This is a genomic window from Chryseobacillus diguaensis (genome assembly GCF_049220665.1).
In the GTDB taxonomy this organism is placed as follows: Bacteria; Bacillota; Bacilli; order Bacillales; family Bacillaceae; genus Metabacillus_B.
The window spans coordinates 38,476-59,562 of sequence record NZ_JBMKNV010000008.1; the positions used below are offsets into that span (position 1 = coordinate 38,476).

The 21,087-nt window shown below is 41.0% G+C and carries 18 protein-coding genes; 9 read left to right on the forward strand and 9 right to left on the reverse strand.

What is annotated here, in order from left to right; genetic code table 11:
• Window positions 1-222: 222 nt before the first annotated feature.
• Together ACOT8F_RS13495 and ACOT8F_RS13500 are read right to left on the reverse strand one after the other, a co-directional pair.
• Entirely contained in the window at window positions 223-1,272 is a 1,050-nt protein-coding gene (locus ACOT8F_RS13495) for a class I SAM-dependent methyltransferase (protein ID WP_421652457.1), read from the reverse strand.
• Window positions 1,247-1,618, reverse strand: coding sequence for an Mpo1-like protein (locus ACOT8F_RS13500; RefSeq protein ID WP_421652458.1), 372 nt, complete (start codon window positions 1,616-1,618; stop codon window positions 1,247-1,249). The genes ACOT8F_RS13495 and ACOT8F_RS13500 overlap by 26 nt, the downstream gene beginning before the upstream one ends.
• A 600-nt stretch (window positions 1,619-2,218) precedes the next feature.
• Between ACOT8F_RS13500 and exaC the strand changes: the two genes are divergently transcribed.
• The 4 genes from exaC (at window position 2,219) to ACOT8F_RS13520 (ending at window position 6,657) form a co-directional block, all read left to right on the forward strand.
• The gene (gene exaC / locus ACOT8F_RS13505) at window positions 2,219-3,739 is read left to right on the forward strand and encodes an acetaldehyde dehydrogenase ExaC (RefSeq protein ID WP_421652459.1); all 1,521 of its coding nucleotides are present in this window, start codon (window positions 2,219-2,221) and stop codon (window positions 3,737-3,739) included.
• Between the two features lie 23 nt (window positions 3,740-3,762).
• Window positions 3,763-4,131 (forward strand): DUF779 domain-containing protein, encoded by a 369-nt coding sequence (locus ACOT8F_RS13510; protein ID WP_421652460.1) that lies wholly within the window; start codon window positions 3,763-3,765, stop codon window positions 4,129-4,131.
• Between the two features lie 272 nt (window positions 4,132-4,403).
• Window positions 4,404-6,314 (forward strand): OPT family oligopeptide transporter, encoded by a 1,911-nt coding sequence (locus ACOT8F_RS13515; protein ID WP_421652461.1) that lies wholly within the window; start codon window positions 4,404-4,406, stop codon window positions 6,312-6,314.
• The gene (locus ACOT8F_RS13520; RefSeq protein ID WP_421652462.1) at window positions 6,307-6,657 is read left to right on the forward strand and encodes a PqqD family protein; all 351 of its coding nucleotides are present in this window, start codon (window positions 6,307-6,309) and stop codon (window positions 6,655-6,657) included. Before ACOT8F_RS13515 ends, ACOT8F_RS13520 begins: the two co-directional genes overlap by 8 nt.
• Window positions 6,658-6,856: 199 nt before the next feature.
• On the opposite strand, the gene ACOT8F_RS13525 is transcribed toward ACOT8F_RS13520, so the two are convergent.
• The 5 genes from ACOT8F_RS13525 to ACOT8F_RS13545 form a co-directional block, all read right to left on the reverse strand.
• Window positions 6,857-7,162: a hypothetical protein gene (locus tag ACOT8F_RS13525; protein ID WP_421652463.1), complete on the reverse strand. Its 306-nt coding sequence runs from the start codon at window positions 7,160-7,162 to the stop codon at window positions 6,857-6,859.
• 15 nt (window positions 7,163-7,177) lie between these two features.
• The gene (locus ACOT8F_RS13530; protein WP_421652464.1) at window positions 7,178-8,374 is read right to left on the reverse strand and encodes a class I SAM-dependent rRNA methyltransferase; all 1,197 of its coding nucleotides are present in this window, start codon (window positions 8,372-8,374) and stop codon (window positions 7,178-7,180) included.
• 57 nt (window positions 8,375-8,431) lie between these two features.
• The gene (locus ACOT8F_RS13535; RefSeq protein WP_421652465.1) at window positions 8,432-9,601 is read right to left on the reverse strand and encodes a DEAD/DEAH box helicase; all 1,170 of its coding nucleotides are present in this window, start codon (window positions 9,599-9,601) and stop codon (window positions 8,432-8,434) included.
• A gap of 126 nt (window positions 9,602-9,727) precedes the next feature.
• Window positions 9,728-10,324, reverse strand: a complete 597-nt coding sequence (locus tag ACOT8F_RS13540) for a hypothetical protein (RefSeq protein ID WP_421652466.1) — start codon at window positions 10,322-10,324, stop codon at window positions 9,728-9,730.
• An 11-nt stretch (window positions 10,325-10,335) separates the two neighbouring features.
• The gene (locus ACOT8F_RS13545) at window positions 10,336-11,523 is read right to left on the reverse strand and encodes an Alp7A family actin-like protein (RefSeq protein WP_421652467.1); all 1,188 of its coding nucleotides are present in this window, start codon (window positions 11,521-11,523) and stop codon (window positions 10,336-10,338) included.
• Between the two features lie 765 nt (window positions 11,524-12,288).
• Between ACOT8F_RS13545 and cidR the strand changes: the two genes are divergently transcribed.
• The 3 genes from cidR to ACOT8F_RS13560 all read left to right on the forward strand — a co-directional run bounded on the left by cidR (window position 12,289) and on the right by ACOT8F_RS13560 (window position 15,636).
• On the forward strand, window positions 12,289-13,173 hold the full coding sequence (gene cidR / locus ACOT8F_RS13550; protein ID WP_421652468.1) for a cidABC operon transcriptional activator CidR: 885 nt from the start codon (window positions 12,289-12,291) through the stop codon (window positions 13,171-13,173).
• Window positions 13,174-13,337: 164 nt separating this feature from the next.
• On the forward strand, window positions 13,338-13,853 hold the full coding sequence (locus tag ACOT8F_RS13555) for an acyl-CoA thioesterase (RefSeq protein ID WP_421652469.1): 516 nt from the start codon (window positions 13,338-13,340) through the stop codon (window positions 13,851-13,853).
• 310 nt (window positions 13,854-14,163) lie between these two features.
• Window positions 14,164-15,636, forward strand: coding sequence for an alpha-amylase (locus ACOT8F_RS13560; RefSeq protein ID WP_421652470.1), 1,473 nt, complete (start codon window positions 14,164-14,166; stop codon window positions 15,634-15,636).
• A gap of 284 nt (window positions 15,637-15,920) precedes the next feature.
• On the opposite strand, the gene ACOT8F_RS13565 is transcribed toward ACOT8F_RS13560, so the two are convergent.
• Both ACOT8F_RS13565 and ACOT8F_RS13570 read right to left on the reverse strand, forming a co-directional pair.
• Window positions 15,921-16,904: a bile acid:sodium symporter family protein gene (locus ACOT8F_RS13565; RefSeq protein WP_421652472.1), complete on the reverse strand. Its 984-nt coding sequence runs from the start codon at window positions 16,902-16,904 to the stop codon at window positions 15,921-15,923.
• A gap of 167 nt (window positions 16,905-17,071) precedes the next feature.
• The gene (locus ACOT8F_RS13570) at window positions 17,072-18,118 is read right to left on the reverse strand and encodes a LacI family DNA-binding transcriptional regulator (protein ID WP_421652473.1); all 1,047 of its coding nucleotides are present in this window, start codon (window positions 18,116-18,118) and stop codon (window positions 17,072-17,074) included.
• Window positions 18,119-18,433: 315 nt separating this feature from the next.
• On the opposite strand from ACOT8F_RS13570, the gene mglB reads away from it, so the two are divergent.
• Together mglB and mglA are read left to right on the forward strand one after the other, a co-directional pair.
• Window positions 18,434-19,480: a galactose/glucose ABC transporter substrate-binding protein MglB gene (gene mglB / locus ACOT8F_RS13575; RefSeq protein ID WP_421652474.1), complete on the forward strand. Its 1,047-nt coding sequence runs from the start codon at window positions 18,434-18,436 to the stop codon at window positions 19,478-19,480.
• Window positions 19,481-19,574: 94 nt separating this feature from the next.
• Window positions 19,575-21,080 carry a galactose/methyl galactoside ABC transporter ATP-binding protein MglA gene (gene mglA, locus ACOT8F_RS13580; RefSeq protein WP_421652475.1) on the forward strand — a complete coding sequence of 502 codons (1,506 nt, stop codon included), beginning with the start codon at window positions 19,575-19,577 and terminating at the stop codon, window positions 21,078-21,080.
• The last annotated feature ends 7 nt before the right edge of the window (window positions 21,081-21,087 follow it).

Sequence of the window (21,087 nt, forward strand, 5' to 3'; positions counted from 1 at the left end):
TAAATTTTCTATCTATTCAATCTTTTTCTTTCGACATTTCTTTAAGCAGGACCTTTCACACAAGAAGTGAGAAAAATGCAGGAAAAAACCCCGGCTTTAGCGCCGGAACTGAGTGCTCATTTACCTGTCGCAAATTTCTGAAATCCAATTTTCTAAGGCTGATAATATGCATGGCATAGCCCGCTTAAACTGCTATACCATGCTATTTGATCGACTGATAGATTATCGTGGCTTTGCGACGATGCCATTGTGCACCTTAATAAATCCATGGCGTAATATTTGAAAGCCATTTTCGTAGACATAGAGGCCCATTTGCCTGATGTCCATCAGTTCTCTATAAGTATGGTTCATCACATCTGCCATAATCATATAAAAAAGACGTGCTTTCAGCTGGTGGCGGGGAGTTGTCATAATGACATATCCACCGGGCTTTAGAAATTTCCTGTGCCATTCCATTACTTCAGCCTTCAGCTCATCTGGAAAATGCTCTAGAAGGCCGACGCTCAAAACAATATCGAATTCCTTCCCAAAGGAAAGATTTCTGATATCATCAACCACATAATGAATCTTCATCTGATCCTTATACCAGATTCTCGGCTGTCCTGTTAACGGATTATCGCCAAGGAACGGATAGCGCTCAGGAAAGTGGCCGAACCGGTCTGTTCTGCAAAATTCGTCATAATCGACAAGCACAACTTCTCCTCCAGGATACATAGCATGCAGCTGCATGGCTTCGTATCCTTCGGCTGCACCGAGAAACAAAATTCTTGGTTTCTGGACATCAAGCCCTTGAAATAAAGCCCTCTTACCACGGGGATCCCATGTTCCATCCTCAACGCGATGAACATAATTCCACAAAGAAAGCCTGATGGTTTCGCCAAGTGCATGCTTCACTTCACTCAGCTGAAATCTCGACAAATAATGCTTCAGCTCCTTTTTACTTGAGGACATTTCTTCGGGCATATCCTTTATAAACCACTCATGAAACGACCGGTTGAAATATTCCCACGAGGTTTTGACAGACATTTCGCCAAGCTCATTTTCATACACTTTCCGATCCTTTGACATCGTCTTTACTTCATAGGGCTTTCCAGCTTCCTTCCATGACAGCTGCGACCAGTCCGACACCTGATTGGCATTGAAAAAATGGTCCAGATTTTCATTGAAAGGATTCCGAAGATCAACGCGGTAGCTCGGCTCAAGCAATGTTCTTCCAAAGTCGGCCTCTGTGAATGGATAACGGCTGCTAGCTTCTGAAAGCGGGAGTGTCATGTGGATTCTCCTTTCCTTTCTCATATAACGCATTTTGCTTATTCAGTTCTTTACCAAGCTGTCCAAACAGCATCAGCCGGTACATGCGAAAATCCGCCCGGAGCGACCAAAGAGGGTGACCAAACGTTGCGGGCTTATTGCCTTCGATAAAAAAGTGACTGATCCACGCGATTGAATAAGCCGTGACAGGAGCTAAAAGCAAAAACCAAAAATTCAGGAAGACAATCGACAATATGAAAAACACAAAAACAAAGCTCGTTCCCGCAAAATGCCATCTTCTCGTTGCAGGCTTGCTATGCTGTGATAAATAAAACGGCCAAAATTCTTTGTAGCTTTGAAAATTCATTTTTGAACCCCCTTTATGTTAAGCGCTTACATAACTAAATACTTCCACATTGGATTTGGTAATCCTTTTTTGGAGGATGTTGAGGTACTCTGCTGTGTTAAAAACTGTTTGATTCGGAAGATGAAACCGGCACTTTAGCAATCAGAATTTAGAAAATTTTGTTGAAGAAAATGCGGCTTATTTTGATAGAGCTGAGGACTGGTGAAGGGAAAATTATCGGTTTATGTGGGGAGAGGAAGATTTATGAGCGCTCTCAAGTTTTTATGAGCGGCTGCAGGGATTTATGAGCGCTCAGCTTTTTTTATGAGCGACTACCAAGATTTATGAGCTCTCTTCAGCTTTTATGAGCGTCTACCGGGTTTTATGAGCGCCGGCAGGCTTTTTTGAGAACCTACCGCGTTATGAGCACCTCCCAGCTTTTATGAACGCTACTTAAATTCACGAGTACTCACGAGTATGAGCTGAGCTCCTCTAATGAATCTATATACCATACAATCTAACTTTCAAAAACACAATGTCTATAAATTGACAATATTCTGATTTAATGTTTAATTGGAAGTGATAGTGTAAGCGATTACATAAAAAAGGGAGGAATTAGGAATGGTATATGCATTTCCCGGGCAAGAAGGAGCAATTGTTCAATTTAAGGAAAGATATGATAATTTCATTGGCGGCCGCTGGACTCCGCCTGTTAAAGGGGAGTATTTTGATAATGTGACTCCTGTGACAGGTAAAGTTTTCTGCCAGGTGGCCCGTTCTACCGAAGAAGATATCGAACTTGCGCTTGATGCTGCTCACAAAGCAAAGGATTCTTGGGGGAAATCTTCTGTAACTGAACGCTCTCTCATTTTGAACCGGATTGCAGACCGCATGGAAGAGAATCTAGAAAAGCTCGCCGTTGCAGAGTCTTGGGAAAATGGGAAAGCTGTCAGGGAAACATTGAACGCGGACATTCCGCTTGCCATTGACCATTTCCGCTATTTCGCTTCTGTCATTCGCGCTCAGGAAGGAAGTCTTTCTGAAATTGACAGCAATACAGTTGCCTATCATTTTTATGAGCCGCTAGGTGTTGTTGGGCAAATTATTCCTTGGAATTTCCCAATTTTAATGGCAGCGTGGAAAATAGCGCCTGCTCTTGCTGCAGGTAATGCCATTGTTTTAAAGCCGGCTGAGCAGACTCCAAGCTCACTGCTTTATTTAATAGAACTTGTTGCTGATCTGATCCCTGAAGGGGTTTTAAATATTGTAAATGGTTATGGACTTGAAGCAGGAAAACCGCTCGCATCCAATCCTAGAATAAACAAGGTGGCTTTTACTGGTGAGACGACAACGGGCCGTCTGATCATGCAGTATGCTTCCCAAAATATCATTCCAGTCACACTCGAGCTTGGCGGCAAGTCCCCGAATATATTCTTTGATGATCTGCTTCGCGAGGACGACGATTTTCTTGATAAAGCGATTGAAGGCATGGTCATGTTCGCTCTAAATCAAGGAGAAGTTTGTACATGTCCTTCAAGAGCCCTTATTCATGAATCAATCTATGACCGCTTTATGGAAAGAGCTCTAGAACGGGTGAAAGCAATCAAAGCCGGAAATCCTCTTGATCCTGAGACAATGATGGGAGCTCAAGCCTCTTCTGAACAGATGGAAAAAATCCTTTCTTATCTTGAAATCGGCAAATCCGAGGGTGCTGAGTGTCTGATTGGAGGAGAACGGAACAGGCTTGATGGAGAGCTTTCAGACGGTTATTACATTCAGCCGACAATGTTCAAGGGAAATAACAGCATGAGAATTTTCCAGGAAGAAATCTTTGGACCAGTCCTTTCTGTTACGACTTTTAAAGACAATGAAGAAGCGTTGGAGCTTGCAAATAATACGCTTTATGGACTTGGTGCAGGCATCTGGTCAAGAGACATTCATACTGCTTACCGATTTGGCCGTGAAATACAGGCAGGCCGTGTTTGGACGAACTGCTATCACCAATATCCTGCTCATGCAGCATTCGGAGGATATAAAATGTCAGGTATTGGCCGCGAAAATCATAAAATGATGCTAAGCCATTATCAGCAGGTGAAGAATTTGCTTGTCAGCTACAGCCCAAGCAAGCTCGGATTCTTTTAATCCTGCGAAAGGAGGAATCCCTTTTGGTCGATCGCGTAACAGCAACTGATTCAGCACTGGAATTGATTGCAAAACTGAAGGATAAGCATGGCCCGATTATGTTTCACCAGTCTGGCGGATGCTGCGACGGAAGCTCCCCGATGTGCTATCCAGAAGGAGATCTGCTGCTCGGAAGCCAGGATGTACTTCTAGGAGAAATTGGAAACAGCCCATTCTACATCCATAAAAAACAGTATGAGTACTGGAAGCACACTCAGCTTATTATTGATGTTGTTGATGGCAGGGGAGGCATGTTTTCGCTGGAGGGTGTAGAAGGAAAAAGATTTCTTTCAAGATCACGCCCTTTTACAAAAGAAGAATATGAGGAGTTATCAGAGGCAGGACACGTATAAACACCTTATTATTCTTGAAAAATTTTGAGGCAGCCTGATGGCTGCTTTTTTTCTGTTTAAAATATATGGGAGCTCAGATGAAGATGATTACTGAATGAAGCAGATTCAGGCACTAATAGTAATAATAAACGACCTCCAAAAAATTCCTCTGTAACAATTTTCAAAATAGTGATATAATGTTCCTTAGCTTTTTTAAATTCGGTTCTTCTCCATTTTTCCAGTTGCTATTCTTTTTCATTTTTTTCGTAATGGAAAGAATCGGACTACTACTAATGAAATTGGCGGTGTTTAAATTGTCAGATGATTCAAAACAAAACAAGTTTGTCCCGTATGTGCCAGCTTCCAGAACTCTTCCTGAGCTGACCGTCACTGCTGTTGTACTTGGGATTATACTGGCCATTGTTTTCGGGGCTGCAAATGCTTATCTTGGTCTTCGTGTGGGATTGACTGTGTCAGCATCCATCCCTGCTGCGGTTATTTCCATGGCCATTCTTCGCGGCTTATTCCGCAGGAATTCCATATTGGAAAATAACATTGTTCAAACAATGACAACGGCCGGGGAAGCCATCGGGGCTGGAGCTGTATTTACGCTTCCTGCACTTTTCCTCTGGCATGTACCTGTTAATCAGGGTCTTTTTATTTTCATCGTATTAACTGGAGGATTCCTTGGAGTCTTTATGATGGTTCCTCTGCGCCAGCTCTTAATTGTGAAAGAGCATGAAGTTCTTCCTTACCCGGAAGGTACTGCGTGTGCTGAAGTATTAAAGTCAGGTGAAGAAGGCGGGAACAGTGCAAAGCTGATCGGGATCGGTCTTTTGGTCGGCGGAATCTTTAAGGCTGTCGGTGATGGCTTTAAACTGTTTAAAACAGAAGTTGAAACAGGTATTACAAATTTCAAAAATGCTGTTGTGGGTATTGATACTCTTCCTGCTCTTCTTGGTGTAGGTTATATTATCGGACCTCGTGTAGCAGGCCAGATGCTTGGGGGAGGCCTTCTCGCCTGGATCGTACTCATTCCAGTAATCAGCTTCTTCGGAAGCGGCGGTACACATGCCATTTTCCCTGCTACAGACCCTATTGCGAAGCTTGATGCATGGGGAATCTGGGATGGCTATATCCGTTATATCGGTGCTGGAGCCGTTGCAGTCGGCGGATTAATTACGCTAGTTAAATCTCTTCCTGCTCTTTTCGGTTCACTTTTCGATACACTTAAAGGAGTTCGTGCAGGAAGAGGACAAGCTCAGTATGCTATTCCCCGTACTGAAAAGGATATTCCTAGGCAATATGTTATTGGCGGCATCATCGCTATCATTTTAATCATTGCGTTTGTACCTGTTACAAATGTCGGCATCATCGGGGCAGTGGCTATTGCCATATTCGGATTCCTTTTTGTATCTGTTGCTTCAAGGATCGTTGGGGTTGTCGGAAGCTCTTCTTCTCCGGTTTCCGGTATGACAATCGCAACTCTGCTTATTGTAACACTCGTTTATAAAGCAACAGGCTTTACCGGTATGAAAGGAATGGTAGCTGCACTAGTTGTTGCAGCGATCATTTGTACGGCACTCGCTGTTGCGGGAGATGTTTCACAGGATTTAAAAACAGGTTATATTGTCGGCGGGACACCTTGGAAGCAGCAGGTTGCCATGATGATCGGTGTGGTTGCATCAGGCTCTGTTATCGGTATTATTCTGATTTTAATGGACAATGCCTATCATATGGGCTCTGCAGAACTGCCAGCTCCTAAAGCAGCCTTGATGAAGATTCTTGCAGAAGGCGTGCTTGGAGGAAATCTTCCATGGGATCTGATCTTTATTGGAGCAGCAATCGCCATTACGCTAGAATTTTTCGGCCTGAATTCACTTGTCGTAGCCGTTGGAATTTACTTGCCGGTTCATGTAAGTACTCCAATCATGGTCGGCGGTTTTGTTCGTTACTTTATCGATCGTTTTTCAAAAACCGATGCGATTCGGGAAGCACGCACTGACAGAGGAACATTGTTTGCTTCCGGTTTGATTGCTGGGGAATCTCTTGTCGGTGTGCTCATTGCGATCCTTATCTACTTCGGGGCACCGATTCCTGAGGAAGCAAAGATCGCCAGCAACCTGATTCCATTCCTATTGTTCCTGATTTTAGCAGGACTTTTATGGTTTGTTTCTGTAAAAGGAAAAAAATCAGATGTTTAAAAAACAAAGCAAGAGGAACCTTCTAACGATGGTTCCTCTTTTAAAAGAGCATGTTGCTTTTGAAGAAAAGAAAGAGGATTCACCTGCATATCTGATTGTCGAGCGGACCAGCTGGGCAGAGAGAATGTCTGTGAAATTTCTGAAGCAGCCTTCAGTTCGGAGGATCAAACTGGATGAAAACGGTGAATTTGTCATCCGTCAGATGATAACACGAAAAACCGTATCAGACATTGCCGGGGAAATAAAAGCCCATTTCGGTGAAGAGGCAGAGCCTGTCCTGCCTCGCCTTGTTAAATTTCTGGAGATACTTGAAGCACAGGAATGGATTTTCTGGAAAGAATAAAGTAGGGAAACCATTTTCATGGCTTCCCCCTTATTAAACCGTACGTGTCCTATTAGGACATACGGCTTACCAGTTTTTCAATACTCTGCTAACCTTTGGGTATAGTTCATTTTACGAATCCGGTCAGGAGTGTAATACTCTTGGCCTTTTTCTTTTGCTCTCTTTATTTGCTTGGCTTGTTTCTTCTTTTGTTTGTCTTTCATTTGAGTGAGGTAACTTTCCAGGTGAGACCATGCACTTTATGATAATACAGCCAGTAAGGAGGGATCAGATCAATCCTTGCGAAAAATTCATTGTTCCATTTCGTTTTCATGGCCTGTCCTTTTCTTTGAGTCGGATGCTTATGGATCATGGCGACTCTCAGCCTTCTCCTTATATACCCATCTATTCCTGACATTTCATCTTTAAACCCTATGAAGTAACAGACATTTGGTATTCTGAGTGCTTGATTTTCCTGCACGGCTTCATGGATCAGAAGAAAATAATTCACTTTCCCTCTGATCACTGGGTTTACTTCATTCTAGGAAATAACCCTGACAAAAACGACTTTTAGGTAGCTTCCTTCTTTAAAATCGGGTGAAGTCTTAAAGTCTCCTGGGAGTGAAAATTCCTCTTCCAGTTTGTATTTGCAGCCTATTTCTTTAAATGCCGCGTCAATAAACTTTTTGAACTTGTCCATCGAAAGGGCGCTGCTGTTTGTGGAAGCCACTATGACACCGTTCTTTTCTGTGATTTCGATTGATTCCTTTAACAGTTCCTTATAATCTTTTACTGCACTGAACGTATGTTTTTTTGTTTTTGCAAAGCTCGGAGGGTCAAGAATCACCAAATCAAATTTCATTTTCTTTTTCGCTGCGTATTTAAAATAATGAAATACATCTTCCACGATAATATCCTGTGCTTCAAAATCAATCCCGTTTACGCTAAATTGTTCAATCGTTTTGGATTTACTCCTGTTTGCAACGTCTACACTGGTCGTTTTAACAGCTCCTCCAAGAGCGGCAAATACAGCAAAGGCTCCAGTGTAAGAAAACATATTCAGAACTGTTTTGCCTTTTGAATAACGATCTCTGATTGTTTTTCTAACCTCTCGCTGATCCAGAAATACTCCGACCATTGCACCGTCGTTTAAATATACAGCAAAGTTGGCCCCATTTTCTTTGACGATAAGAGGAAATTCTCCTCTTTCTCCTTCTACAAAATCGTCTTCTTCTATATATTGGCCTTTAAAATCGAACCTTTTCTTTTGGTAAATCCCTTTAAATGAGACTGTTTCTTTTAATGCCTGGATGATTTGCTTCTTAAAGGTATAAATTCCAAGACTGTACCAGCTGATTAAATAAAACCCGTCATAATAATCGATCGTTAAACCGCCAATACCATCGCCTTCTCCATTGAACATCCGGAATGAAGCAGTATCAGCACTCTCATAAAAAGGCTTTCTTTCATCTGCAGCTGCTTTTAATTTTCGTGTAAAAAACTGCTGGTCGATACCTTCATTTTCTTTTTTACTGATGATCCAGCCATAGCCCTTATTCTGCTTGCCGTAATAGCCTTTTCCTAAAAAACGGCCCTGTTCATCGAGAAGATTCAATATTTCTCCCTCGTTCTTAAGCAAACCCGGATTTGCCAGCGCATCTTTTAATATAAGCGGATATCCTTTTTGCAGCTGCGCAGCATACTTTTTCAGGATTTTCACATTTGTTTCCTTTTGCATGTCATCCATCCAATCTATTAACCATTTGCTGATTCCAGTATAACATTAACTATTTTTTTAATTGCGCTTCCTCTTTTTAAAGGATGGTTTATTATCCTCCCGTTTAGGCTTGTTTTCAGCAAATTGGATTTCTATTTTTTGAATAGGGGCATCAATGGCTCGTTTGATATCATCTAAATATCCTTGATCTCTAGGACCGGTAAATGTTATTGCAAGACCTGAGCTTCCTGCTCTGCCCGTTCTTCCGATCCGATGGATATAGCTGTCTGCATCCTGCGGAATATCATAGTTTATGACATGGGTAACCCCTTCTACGTCGATACCCCTTGCTGCAACATCTGTAGCAACCAGGATTTGCAGTTCTGCCTTCTTAAAACGCGCCATTACTCTTTCTCTCTGGCTTTGGGAAAGGTCCCCATGAAGAGCATCACAGTTGTAGCCAAGCCCTTTTAGCTCATCATTCAGTTTTTGGGCCCTCCGTTTCGTTCTGCAAAACACAACAGCAAGGTATGGCCTGTATTCGTCGATTATTTTACATAGTGTACCCTGTTTCGCCCTGTCCGTTACTTGAAGATAGCGCTGTTTGATTTCTTTTACATTTAAATGGGTTTTGGTGTCTGAAACATCTACAGCTTTTTCAGTATAACTCGCTGCCAGCGCTTTTACAGCAGGGGTCAGCGTAGCAGAAAACAAAACCGTCTGTCTTGTTTCAGGAACAGCAGCGATAATCTGTTTTACTTCATTTAGAAAGCCAATATGCAGCATTTGATCAGCCTCATCCAGCACGAGAGTGTGTACACCGGATAAATCAAGGGTTTCACGGCGAAGATGGTCAAGAATTCGGCCTGGGGTTCCGACAACTAATTGGGGGAAGGACTGAAGCTTTTTAATTTGGCGTTCCACATCCTGGCCTCCATACACAGCAAGCATCTGAAGGGATCCGTCATTGAGTTTTACTGCCTCTTCCCAAATTTGTTTCGCAAGTTCCCTTGTGGGAGCCACTACAATTGCTTGCACTTGGCTTAGATCTGTTTTTAAATTCTGCAGAATGGGAAGCAGGAAGGCCAGTGTTTTTCCAGAACCGGTCTCTGCCTGCCCGATCAGGTCTTTTCCTGCAAGAAGATGAGGGATGCTTTTGGATTGGATGGTGGTGGGGACTGTAATGTGCTGCTCTTTTAATTTTTCTTCCAAGCTGTGCTGAATGCCGAGCTGTTTGAATGCTGTCATGCTATTAGCCTCTTTCGTAAAGTTATTATACCAGGATATCTTTAGCTGGAAAATTGTTCTGGCTGATCTTAATAAAAAAGAGCAGATAATTATATCCGCTCTCATCCTATTATAAGGTAAATGTTGTTATTTATTCATGCTGGCAAGAAAGCCTCCGAGTAGATCGTCAACACTCTCTTCAGGTTCCTTTTTTTCTGCTCTTGCTGTATGGAGATCCCCTTGAATCTTATCCAGATCAAAATCGTCCAAATCATCATCCCCAAGATCTTCCCAATTTAGCAAGCCATTAGAACTTTCTGATTCTGCTTCTGCTTCTTCATCTGCTTGGGCCGTTGCTGCGGCTGTCTCCTCTTGGAGGTACAGGGCTTCGTCAATATCAAAAGAATTGCTGTTTAAAGATGCTAGCAGTGTCGTAGCCCTCACAGGATTTGAAAGCAATTGATACAAAATGCTTCCTAAGAGCGCTTCAGAATGCTCATGCTTAATCCAGCTTCGCTGTTCTTTGGTTAGCTGCTTGGGCAAAGGGATGGTCAGCGCCTCCCTTTCTTTTGAGAGGGACTCGCTAACACCTTTTAAGACAAAATCTGCTATTTTACTGGAAAAGTTTCTTCGTTCCGACTCCTTAAGCTTTTGCAGCTGTTTTAAAAGGTGATCGGGTGTATCAGAGGGGACCCGGAATGTAATAGCCTGTCCCCGCTGGATACCTTTCTCCGAAGGTTTCATATCATATCACCCTATTTAGATGAAGTTGCTTTTGCCTTTTCATCCTTTTTTTCTTCTATTTTTCGGTTTCTTTTGACAAAATCGGAAATCAGCTTGTAGTAGGCGTTGGACATCATCCAAATGCTTTCTTTTTCGTCTTCAAAAAATTCGATGTTATACCCATCAAGGTTGTTGTTAAGCGTTTTTAGATAGTCTTTTAGAACAGAAGCTCCTCCGCCTACAAAGTAGCAGATTTCTGTTTGGGAATTGCGCTGCCATACGTTGCGAAGGAAGCGATATTGCTTTTTCGCAAGTTCCAGCAAAATTCGATCCGTAATGTCATGGACGCTCGTCCTGCTGCCTCTGACCATGATGTGGTTGCGATCATTTTTTCTTGTAATAATTTCGACAACATCTCTTCTGCTGTCGAGTTCAATACCATGCTTTGTGCGAATTTCTTCGCGGATCGCTTCAAGAGATTCTGAAACTCCAAGATTAAAGCCCTGTGCTTTATCGTCATCAACATTGCGGTTTCGGATGACAGCGATGTCTGTAGAAAGGCCTCCGATATCCTGGATCAGGATCCTTTTATCAATCAGATCCTTGTTAATGATGTTTAAATCGTTATCCATTACAAGATTAATATAAGCGGCAAATCCTTCTGGATAAATCTTTACTTCGTCAAACTTGATGTTCACTTTAATTCCCTGATATTTAGGAGTAACAAGAAATTCTACCTGATGCACAGATCCAAGCAGCTGGGCGCGGTAGCCGACATCTTTGCCTTCTTTTACTTCTCTAAGCGGAAGACCTGTACCCAATGTGTAATTAGCATCGATAACATTGTTTGTTTTTTTGAAACCTTTATCAACTTTTTCATTAACTGCATCCAGAGCAAGGGAAGCAAACAGCATTACCAATGTTTGATCTTCTTCCGATTTGTGGCTGCCTGGATCTAATTCTGTCGAATTGCTGCTTTTAGTCGCAAGACTGCCGACACGATAAATGACATTGTTTTCTAATAGGGCAGGGGAGTGAACTCGGATATGAATGTTTTCTAATGGATCTTTTTCATCCAGCTCTTCAATTCCTATTACCGGTCTATCTTCAAGGTCTCTTGCAATAACGTTTGGTATGTATAGTTCTGAATCTAGTTTTCCAAACAGTGCTTTTACTGCATCATTCCCAACATCTACTGCAGCTATTCTGGAGTTCATCATTAAACAACTTTCCCTTCTTTTTAAGAGTACCCTATACTATTCGATTTTAATTTGGGTTTTCATGCCATTGAAAGATAGAAAATCATGAATGAGGCTTTCGATGCAAACAAAAGCGTATACAACCCTACCATTATTGTAAACAATTTATCTCTATTTGTACACATTCTTTTATAACAGCATGCACACATATTTGTACACATGTATACAAATTGTATTCTAATTGTATACAATTTGTTTTCTTGTAAACTAATTTGTAAACACAAATCATTATTTACCAGCAAATGGGTTCTAGAGGCTAATATTGTTTCTAACGGAAATTGTATTTTATTGGAATTAAACAGTGTATACCTCTTCTTAAAATTATTTAAAGAGATGAAAAAGTCACAAAAAAAAAAAAAAAAACCCGAAAGATTTGGATTTTCAAAAGGATAGACATTACGAATGATTAAACCAGTCACAAAAAATGTGATAATCGTGATTAAGTTGATGCGTATAAAGAACAGAGGAATAAATAAGCTCCGACTTAAAAACGTCAAAACGTTCTCCGACCAGCAGAATTTCTTTTTCAACTAGGATAATCAAGCAAACCAGCTTCCAGATCTTTATCAGCGCGCGTATGAATTTTCGCAGTGATTTGCCCAATACCTATCGAAGCATTATAGGAATGAATACAAAAAAGCATAATAACGAATGAAGGAGTAACTGTTCATTTTTTGCTAAAATGACATTAAATGATGAGAAACGACAAAAAAAAAGGATGAAACGATGGATATAAAGCATTTGCAATATTTTATTGAAGTAGTTCGTTTTAAAAGCTTCACCCAGGCAGCCGACCATCTCTTTATCACCCAGCCAACCATCAGTAAGATGATAAAAAATTTGGAGGAAGAACTTGGTGTTCAGCTGTTTAAGCGTTCAAGAAAAAAACTGTCTCTTACAGATGCGGGACAAGTTATTTATGAGGAAGCCCTGTCCATCAGCAAAGCATTCCGCAACCTGGAAATGGAACTGGATAACCTGCTCAGCCTAAAAAAAGGACTCATACGAATAGGAGTACCGCCTATTATCGACTCAAGCTTTATACCGAAGCTGATCGGGAACTTCCATGAAGAAAATAAAGATATAAAATTTCATTTAGAAGAAAAAGGTTCAAAAAGGATTGAGGAAGAGGTAAGCCGGGACTTGCTTGATGCTGGGCTGATTGTTCTTCCAACAAACGAAGAACAATTTGATTACTTTCCGGTTGATGAGGAAGATTTCAGATTGGTTGTACATCCTGAACACCCACTTGCATATAAAAAGGAAGTCAATTTATCAGAGCTGAAGGATGAACCTTTCATCCTTTTTAATAAAGATTTCGCCCTGCATGACCGTATTATTTCATCTTGTATCAGCGCTGGTTTTACACCCCGCGTCATCTCTGAAACATCCCAATGGGACTTTATAGGAGAAATGGTGGCATGCAGGCTTGGAGTAACTCTTTTGCCTGCCAGTATCTGCAAGAACTTGACGAACAAGGTTAGAACGATAACAGTCATTAATCCTACAATCACATGGAAACTGGCGATTATATCGCGAAAAGATCATTATTTATCTTATGCAGTAAGAGAATGGCTGAAGTTTACAAAAGAACAATTTATTCAGCAATAAAAAACACGAACAATAAGCGAGCGTTTACATATAGTTGTAACCATTTACATAGATTTTACCTATAATCAAGATAAAATATAACCATTTTACTCACAATTTATCTCATTATACACTTAAAAATGGACAAAATATTGATCCGTTAGTTAATGAAAGGGACTGATTTTGTGGAACCTATTAAAACAAAAGTAAGCCGCATCGTAAATACTGATCAGGTATTATCCTGTGATTTAAATAATTACAATACATTGTTTGGCGGAGTGTTAATGAAAAGATTGGATAGTGCTGCAACATTGTCTGCCAGACGCCACTCTCGAGCAAAAGTATGTGTTACAGCATCAACTGATTCCATTGACTTCTTATGTCCGATTCATCAGACCGATTCAGTTTGCATTGAATCCTTTGTTTCCTATACAGGCAGAACCTCAATGGAAATTTTCTGCAAGGTTATAGCAGAGGACATGATCAATGGCGAAAGACGAATTGCTGCTACAGCATTCTTAACCTTTGTTGCACTTGACGAAAATAAACGCCCTCTTGAAGTGCCTGGCGTTATTCCTGAAACAGATGAAGAAAAATTCATCTACGAGACCGCTAAAGACCGTGCAGAAATGCGTAAGCTTAGAAGAACAGCAAGCAAAGAGCTTGCCCAGAATCTGACTCTTAATAAACCTTGGGACTGAAATCAAGCCTAAAAGGCAGGAAATAAAATGGTAGCAGCAGCAAAAAAGCAGAGATAAGCAGCAGGCTTATTACTCTGCTTTTTTTTCGCCTTAAAAATTATTTTTCCATAAGGCTAAAATTCGTAGAGATTGTTGTTTAAAACACGAATAAAGTTTAATTCACAGATGGTATCTTGTTCGAATTTCATTTATTTAGATGAAAAAGCAACAAACTTTAAGAAAAGAGCCTCACAAAAAGGTTTAGGAAGTTCCTCCTAGTGATATTTATTCTTTAGATCTTTATTTTGTTTATCATGAGGGGGAAGCTGGTATGAAACGCAATCACACGATGATGCAATTTTTTGAATGGTATATTGAGCCGGATGGTAACCATTGGAAAAGACTAAAGGAACTGGCTCCCGAACTTAAGCAGCAAGGAATAGATTCCGTTTGGATTCCCCCTGTTACGAAAGGGCATTCCGCTGAAGATACTGGTTATGGGATATACGATCTTTACGATCTCGGCGAATTTGACCAAAAAGGAACCATCCGTACAAAGTATGGCAATAAGCAGGACCTTCACGAGGCTGTAGAAGCATGCCGTGAAAATGAAATCTGTGTGTATGCAGATGTCGTGATGAACCATAAAGCAGGTGCTGATGAAACAGAAGAATTCCAGGTAATTGAGGTTGATCCTGAAAACCGCGAAGAAGAAATATCAGAACCATTTGAGATCGAGGGATGGACGAAGTTTACTTTTCCTGGCCGGAAAGACAATTATTCAGCTTTCAAATGGAATTTCGACCATTTTAATGGAACTGATTATGATGTAAAAAATAAAAAAACAGGTGTATTCCGCATTGTCGGCGAAAACAAAAGCTGGAACAAAAATGTCGATGACGAGTTTGGAAATTATGATTATTTGATGTTTGCGAACATTGATTATGACCATCCTGAAGTTAAAGAAGAAATGCTTAAATGGGGCAAATGGATGGCAGATGAACTCAATTTAGACGGATACCGCCTTGATGCCATAAAACACATTAACCATCATTTTATTAGAGATTTTGCCATTGAGATGAAAAAACACCGCGGTGACGATTTTTATATGGTTGGTGAATTCTGGAAAACAAAACTTGAAGCATGTCAGAAATTCCTTAATACGGTGGATTACCAAATTGACCTCTTTGACGTTTCCCTGCACTACAAGCTTCACGAAGCTTCAAAAGCAGGAAAAGATTTTGATCTTTCCTTCATATTTGAAAATACTCTTGTCCAGTCACACCCTCTTAACGCCGTTACCTTTGTCGATAACCATGATTCCCAGCCTGGAGAGTCTCTTGAATCCTGGATTGAAGACTGGTTTAAACAAAGCGCCTATGCCTTGATCTTGCTTCGCAAGGACGGGTATCCTTGTGTCTTTTACGGTGATTATTACGGCTTAAAAGGTGAATATCCAATGGACGGAAAGAAAGAAGCGATTGATCCCCTTCTCTATGCACGTTATCACAAAGCATATGGGGACCAGGAGGACTACTTTGACCATCCGAATACTATCGGGTGGGTTAGACGCGGAAATGATGAAATAGAGCGCTCCGGATGCGCTGTAGTGATCTCCAATGGAGACGATGGCGAAAAAAGAATGTTTGTCGGTGAAAACCGCGCAGGGGAAATATGGAGGGATATGACCAACTCCATAAAGGATACAATCGAAATTGGGAAAGACGGGTTTGCTGTATTTCCAGTGAATGGCGGCAGTGTTTCCGTTTGGGCACAGCCGGATGAGGAAGATCGGGATAACTGATTGAATTAATCATTTATCCCTTTTAGATTACACTTATATAAGGCGAGTCTCATAGCAGGAGGCTTGCTTTTTTCTGTGAAAATTTCCCGCCAGAAATACCTTCTTCCTTACACAGCTGAGAATAATATTTCCTTTGTTCCTTTTTTCCAGGGATTAAGAGTTAATTTCGTCTTACAAGCCAATAACTGTCCAAACTTTCATGATAACTGGCCAAAAGCCCCTCTTTACTGTCCGAACTCCTTATCATACCGTCCAAAGGGCCCATTTTATGAGCACAGCCACTACTACAGCTTATTTCCAATTGCTTCGTGAACGTTCCCTCCTTCTATCTTTCTCAATTTCTTTTCTTGTCTTGAAGCCCAAAAAGTGGCTAAAAGCGGACCTGAAACATTATGCCAGAAGCTAAATAGAGCGCTCGGCACAGCAGCCGCGGGTGAAAAATGACTCATGGCAAGTGCTGCGCCAAGTCCTGAATTTTGCATGCCGACTTCAAATGTAATAGCCTTCTGCGCTTCGTAGCTTAATCCGCAAAGTCTTGCTGCGAGAAATCCGAGTCCAAAGCCAAGAAGATTATGGAGAATGACAACACCTAGCACCAAGAGGCCTGACTTTAGAATCATTTCGTGGCTTCCTGCTACAACTGAGGTGACAATAACCACTATGGCTACGACGGAGACGAGAGGCATCACTTTTACAGCTTCTTTTACTTGCGGCTTAAAAAAGTATTGAACGATTACTCCAAGAATAATCGGAATTAAAATCACTTCCAATACATCGATAAACATCTTCCCCGCATCTACGTGAAGCCATGAGCTTGCGAGCAGATAAATGATGGCAGGAGTTAAAACAGGTGCAAGAATCGTAGAAATGGATGCAACTGAAACGGCAAGAGCTGTATCTCCTTTAGAGAGAAATGTCATAACATTTGAGGCTGTGCCGCTTGGACAGCATCCGACCAAAATCACTCCGATCGCAAGCTCTTTTGGAAGATGAAACAGGACCGCTAATAAATAGGCAATACCGGGCATGATTACATAATGGGCTGTAACTCCTATCAGGACACTTTTCGGATTCTTGCCGACTTCTTTAAAATCACTCATCGACAGTGTCATACCCATTCCAAACATGATAACGCCTAAAAGGATGGAGACATAAGGCTTAATCCAAAGAAAGCCCTGCGGTGCGATAAAGCTGATAAATCCAAATAAAAGAATCCAAATAATAAACGTTTTCCCCGCAAATTGGCTTATTCTTTCTAGTAAATTCATAATCTCTCTCCTTCTTTAAATAGTGTTTTCGATTATAAACCTATTAAACTAAATTTTCAATCTTATCTGATAATTTTTGTTTTACAGGGCCGTTATAATAAGAATTGGCTGTTGATTGCAGCTAGCTTTAACTGAGCCCTACCTATAAGAAAGGCTGATTCGCTCTTTTAGCGATTCAGCCTTCTTTGGTTATCCTTTTTCCCCGCCATTCCAGCTCTTCCCGAACTTTCCCTGATAACGAGATCGCATGGAATCACAATTTTTTTCGCAATGGAACGGCTGGACTGAATTTGCTCCAGCAGAAGATCCACTGCCGCCTCCCCCATGAATTCTGTATAAACTTTTACAGTGGTTAATGGAGGATGAATATGCTGAGCCATTTCAATGTCATTGAAGCCAACAATGGAAATGTCCTCTGGAACGCGGATGCCTTTTTCATGCAAAGCACGCAAGGCTCCTATGGCCATTGAATCGCTCGCAATAAAAAAAGCTGAAGGTCTGGTGCTGTATTCCAGGGCTTTGTTCATCAATTCAAATCCATCTTCAGCGGTGAAGCGCCCAATATGCACAAGTTCAGGGTTATACAAGCTTTTCAATGTCAAATATTCGTAAAAAGACTTTTCACGGATATCTTTAATCGGCTGGTTTTCTCCAACCATTTCTCTCCCGCCTATAAAACCAATGGATTGATGGCCGTTTATGAGGAGATAATCCAATACCTGCTCCATCGCACTCTGAAAATCTGGCACCACACAATCCAGACAGCTGGACAGAAAGTAATCAACAAGCACAAAATGAGGTGAAAACTGTTTGAACTGCTTTACATCTGCCTTGCTGTACTTTCCGGCTGCTATCACCCCGTGAAGGATGCCATTGAAGTTGGTTTTAAATGTATTTTTTGTTTTATACAGCTTCACAAGGTTGATTCCTCTGCTAAAGCACGCCTTTTCAATTCCGAGACGGATAGATAAATAGTAAGGGTCGGCAATTTCCTGATCCTGTGAATACCAGTAATAGAAACCTATGTTAAGCGCCGTTTTACCCTTTGCTTTCATCTGCTGTTTTGTTTTTTCGTAACCCAGCTTTTCAGCAGCATGAAAAATGCGTTCTCTCGTTTCAGGAGCAACGGATAAATTCTCATCCTCGTTTAATACTCTGGAAACAGTAGCAGGTGATACTCCCGCTTTTTTTGCAATATCTTTTATAGTTGCCAAAACTGTCTCCACCTGCCTTCGCATCCGATTAGCATTATTTACTAATGATTTCATAAAGATTTTACTATCTTTACCAATAACATGCTACATAAAAATTTAAGCGCTTTCATAAAATTTATAAAATGAACCATTTTACCCGTTTAAAAAATTTTATAATCTCTATTTACCAACGCTTTTGAGACTTAATTATGAGAATCTTAATAAATATTTAAAAAACATGTTGTATTATATTTACTAAACTTGTAAAATAATCACAGATTAAGCGCTTTCATAGTTTACATCAGCATTCATAATTTGCTAAAGGGGAATGATCAAATGGCTAACATGAAAAAGGGGTTAATTCTGTCTTTATCTATGGCTTCTGCTCTAATGCTTGCAGCAGGCTGCAGCAACTCAACAAGCGGTGCCGGCGGATCCGGTAAACCAACTGTCGGAGCAACAATTTACAAGTTTGATGACAACTTCATGTCCTATGTGCGCCGAGCAATGGATAAAGAAGCAACTGGAAAAGTAAATCTTGTACTGAATGATTCTCAAAATGACCAGGCGAAACAAATGGAGCAAGTTGACACGCTAATCGCAAAAGGAGCAAAATCACTTGCCATTAACCTTGTTGACCCGAAATCTGCTTCAACTGTCATTGACAAAGCAAAACCGAAAAACCTGCCAGTTATCTTCTTTAACAAAGAGCCTGATGCACAAGTTCTAAAAGGCTATGATAAAGCCTATTATGTCGGTACGAACTCCTCTGAGGCTGGTGTGATCCAAGGACAAATGATTGCGAAGCTTTGGGAAGCAAACAAAGCGAAATGGGATAAGAACAAAGACGGCAAAATTCAGTATGTTCTTCTGAAAGGTGAACCTGGGCATCCGGATGCAGAGGCCCGTACTAAATATGTAATCGACACTCTTAAAGGAAAAGGCATTGATACAGAAGAGCTTGCTATGGATACTGCAATGTGGGATGCAACTAAAGCAACAGAAAAAATGGATGCTTGGCTTGCTAAATACAGCGATAAAATTGAATTCGTTATCGCTAACAATGACGGTATGGCTCTAGGTGCTATCTCTTCTCTTGAAAAAGCAGGCTATTTAACTGGAGACAAAATGATGCCAGTAGTTGGTGTTGATGCGATTCCTGAAGCACTTGAAATGATTGAAAAAGGCAAAATGGTTGGTACTGTACTAAACGATGCGAAAAACCAAGGTCAAGCAACTGTTGATCTTGCAGCTAATGCTGCTAATGGCAAAGATGTTATAGACGGAACAAAATGGAAGCTTGATGATACGAAATCCGTTCGTGTTCCATATGTAGAAGTTACAAAAGACAACATTCAAGTTGGTAAAGATGCTTACAAATAAGCCGTTCCATTTAAAGTAAACAAGATTGAGAGAATATGAGCTGCACATTTTTGTGCTCTCATATTTTTTAAGTGGTATGCAAGGAGGTCCGATCATGTCAGAAGCCAATAGTAAATACTTATTGGAAATGCTCCATTTAACAAAAAGATTTCCAGGCGTTATCGCACTTCAAGATGTGACCTTGAGAGTTAAGTCAGGATCCGTACATGCCTTGATGGGTGAGAATGGTGCAGGAAAATCAACCCTTATGAAATGTCTTTTCGGCATCTATTCAATGAATGAAGGCCAAATTCTTTTGGAGGGACAGGAAGTATCGTTCGCAACGTCCAAGCAAGCGCTTGAAAGCGGCGTTTCCATGGTCCATCAGGAGCTGAACCAGGTACGGCAGCGGAATGTTATGGATAATATCTGGCTCGGCCGCTATCCGAAAAAAGGCTTATTTATCGATGAGAAGAAAATGTACGAGGATACAGCAGCCATTTTCAAAAACCTGGATATTAACATTGATCCTCGCCGCAAAGTGAGTTCACTTTCTGTTTCCGAGATGCAGATGGTTGAAATTGCGAAAGCCGTCTCCTATCATTCTAAAATCATTGTGATGGATGAACCTACATCTTCCCTAACTGAAAAAGAAGTGGATCATCTATTCCGTATCATTAAAAAGCTTCAAAGCGACAATGCAGCCATTATCTATATATCTCACAAAATGGAAGAAATTCTGAAAATATCGGATGAAGTAACCATCATGAGGGATGGCAAAAGCATTGCAACTAAAGAAGCGAAAGACCTTACAACGGAAGAAATTATCAAGCTGATGGTTGGCCGCGATTTAACTCATCGTTTCCCTCCAAAAGAAAATCAGCCACAAGAGGTTATTTTAAAAGTAAAAGAAATGACTGCTCTTACTCAGCCTGGCTTCCAGGATGTCAGTTTTGAGCTCAGAAAAGGAGAAATTCTGGGCATTGCAGGGCTGGTTGGCTCTAAGCGGACAGAAGTTGTAGAAGCGATGTTTGGAATAAGAGCCCTTTCATCCGGATCAATGGAACTTCACGGCAAAGAAATTCATAATCATTCTCCGAAAGCTGCGATTAAGAACGGATTTGCTTTAGTGACTGAAGAACGCCGTACGACAGGGATTTATCCTGAGCTTAGTGTCAGCTTCAATTCGATTATTGCGAATTTGCGAAAATATAAAACCAAAGGCGGCTTTCTCTCAGACAAAAAAGTCTATGAGGATTCAAAATGGGTGGTTGATTCAATGAAGGTCCGAACTCCATCCGTTAAAACACCTATCGGAAGCCTTTCAGGCGGAAACCAGCAAAAAGTGATTATCGGACGATGGCTGCTAACGAAACCTGAAATCCTACTGCTTGATGAACCGACAAGGGGTATTGACGTTGGTGCCAAGTTTGAAATTTATCAGCTTATCAATGAATTGGCTGCTGAAGGAAAAGGCATTATTGTAATTTCTTCTGAAATGCCTGAGCTCCTTGGTATTACCGATCGAATCCTTGTTATGAGCAACGGAAAAGCAGCTGGAGTTGTGGATACTGCCACAGCAACACAGGAAGAAATCATGCGCCTGGCAGCATTGTACTAGGAGGAAA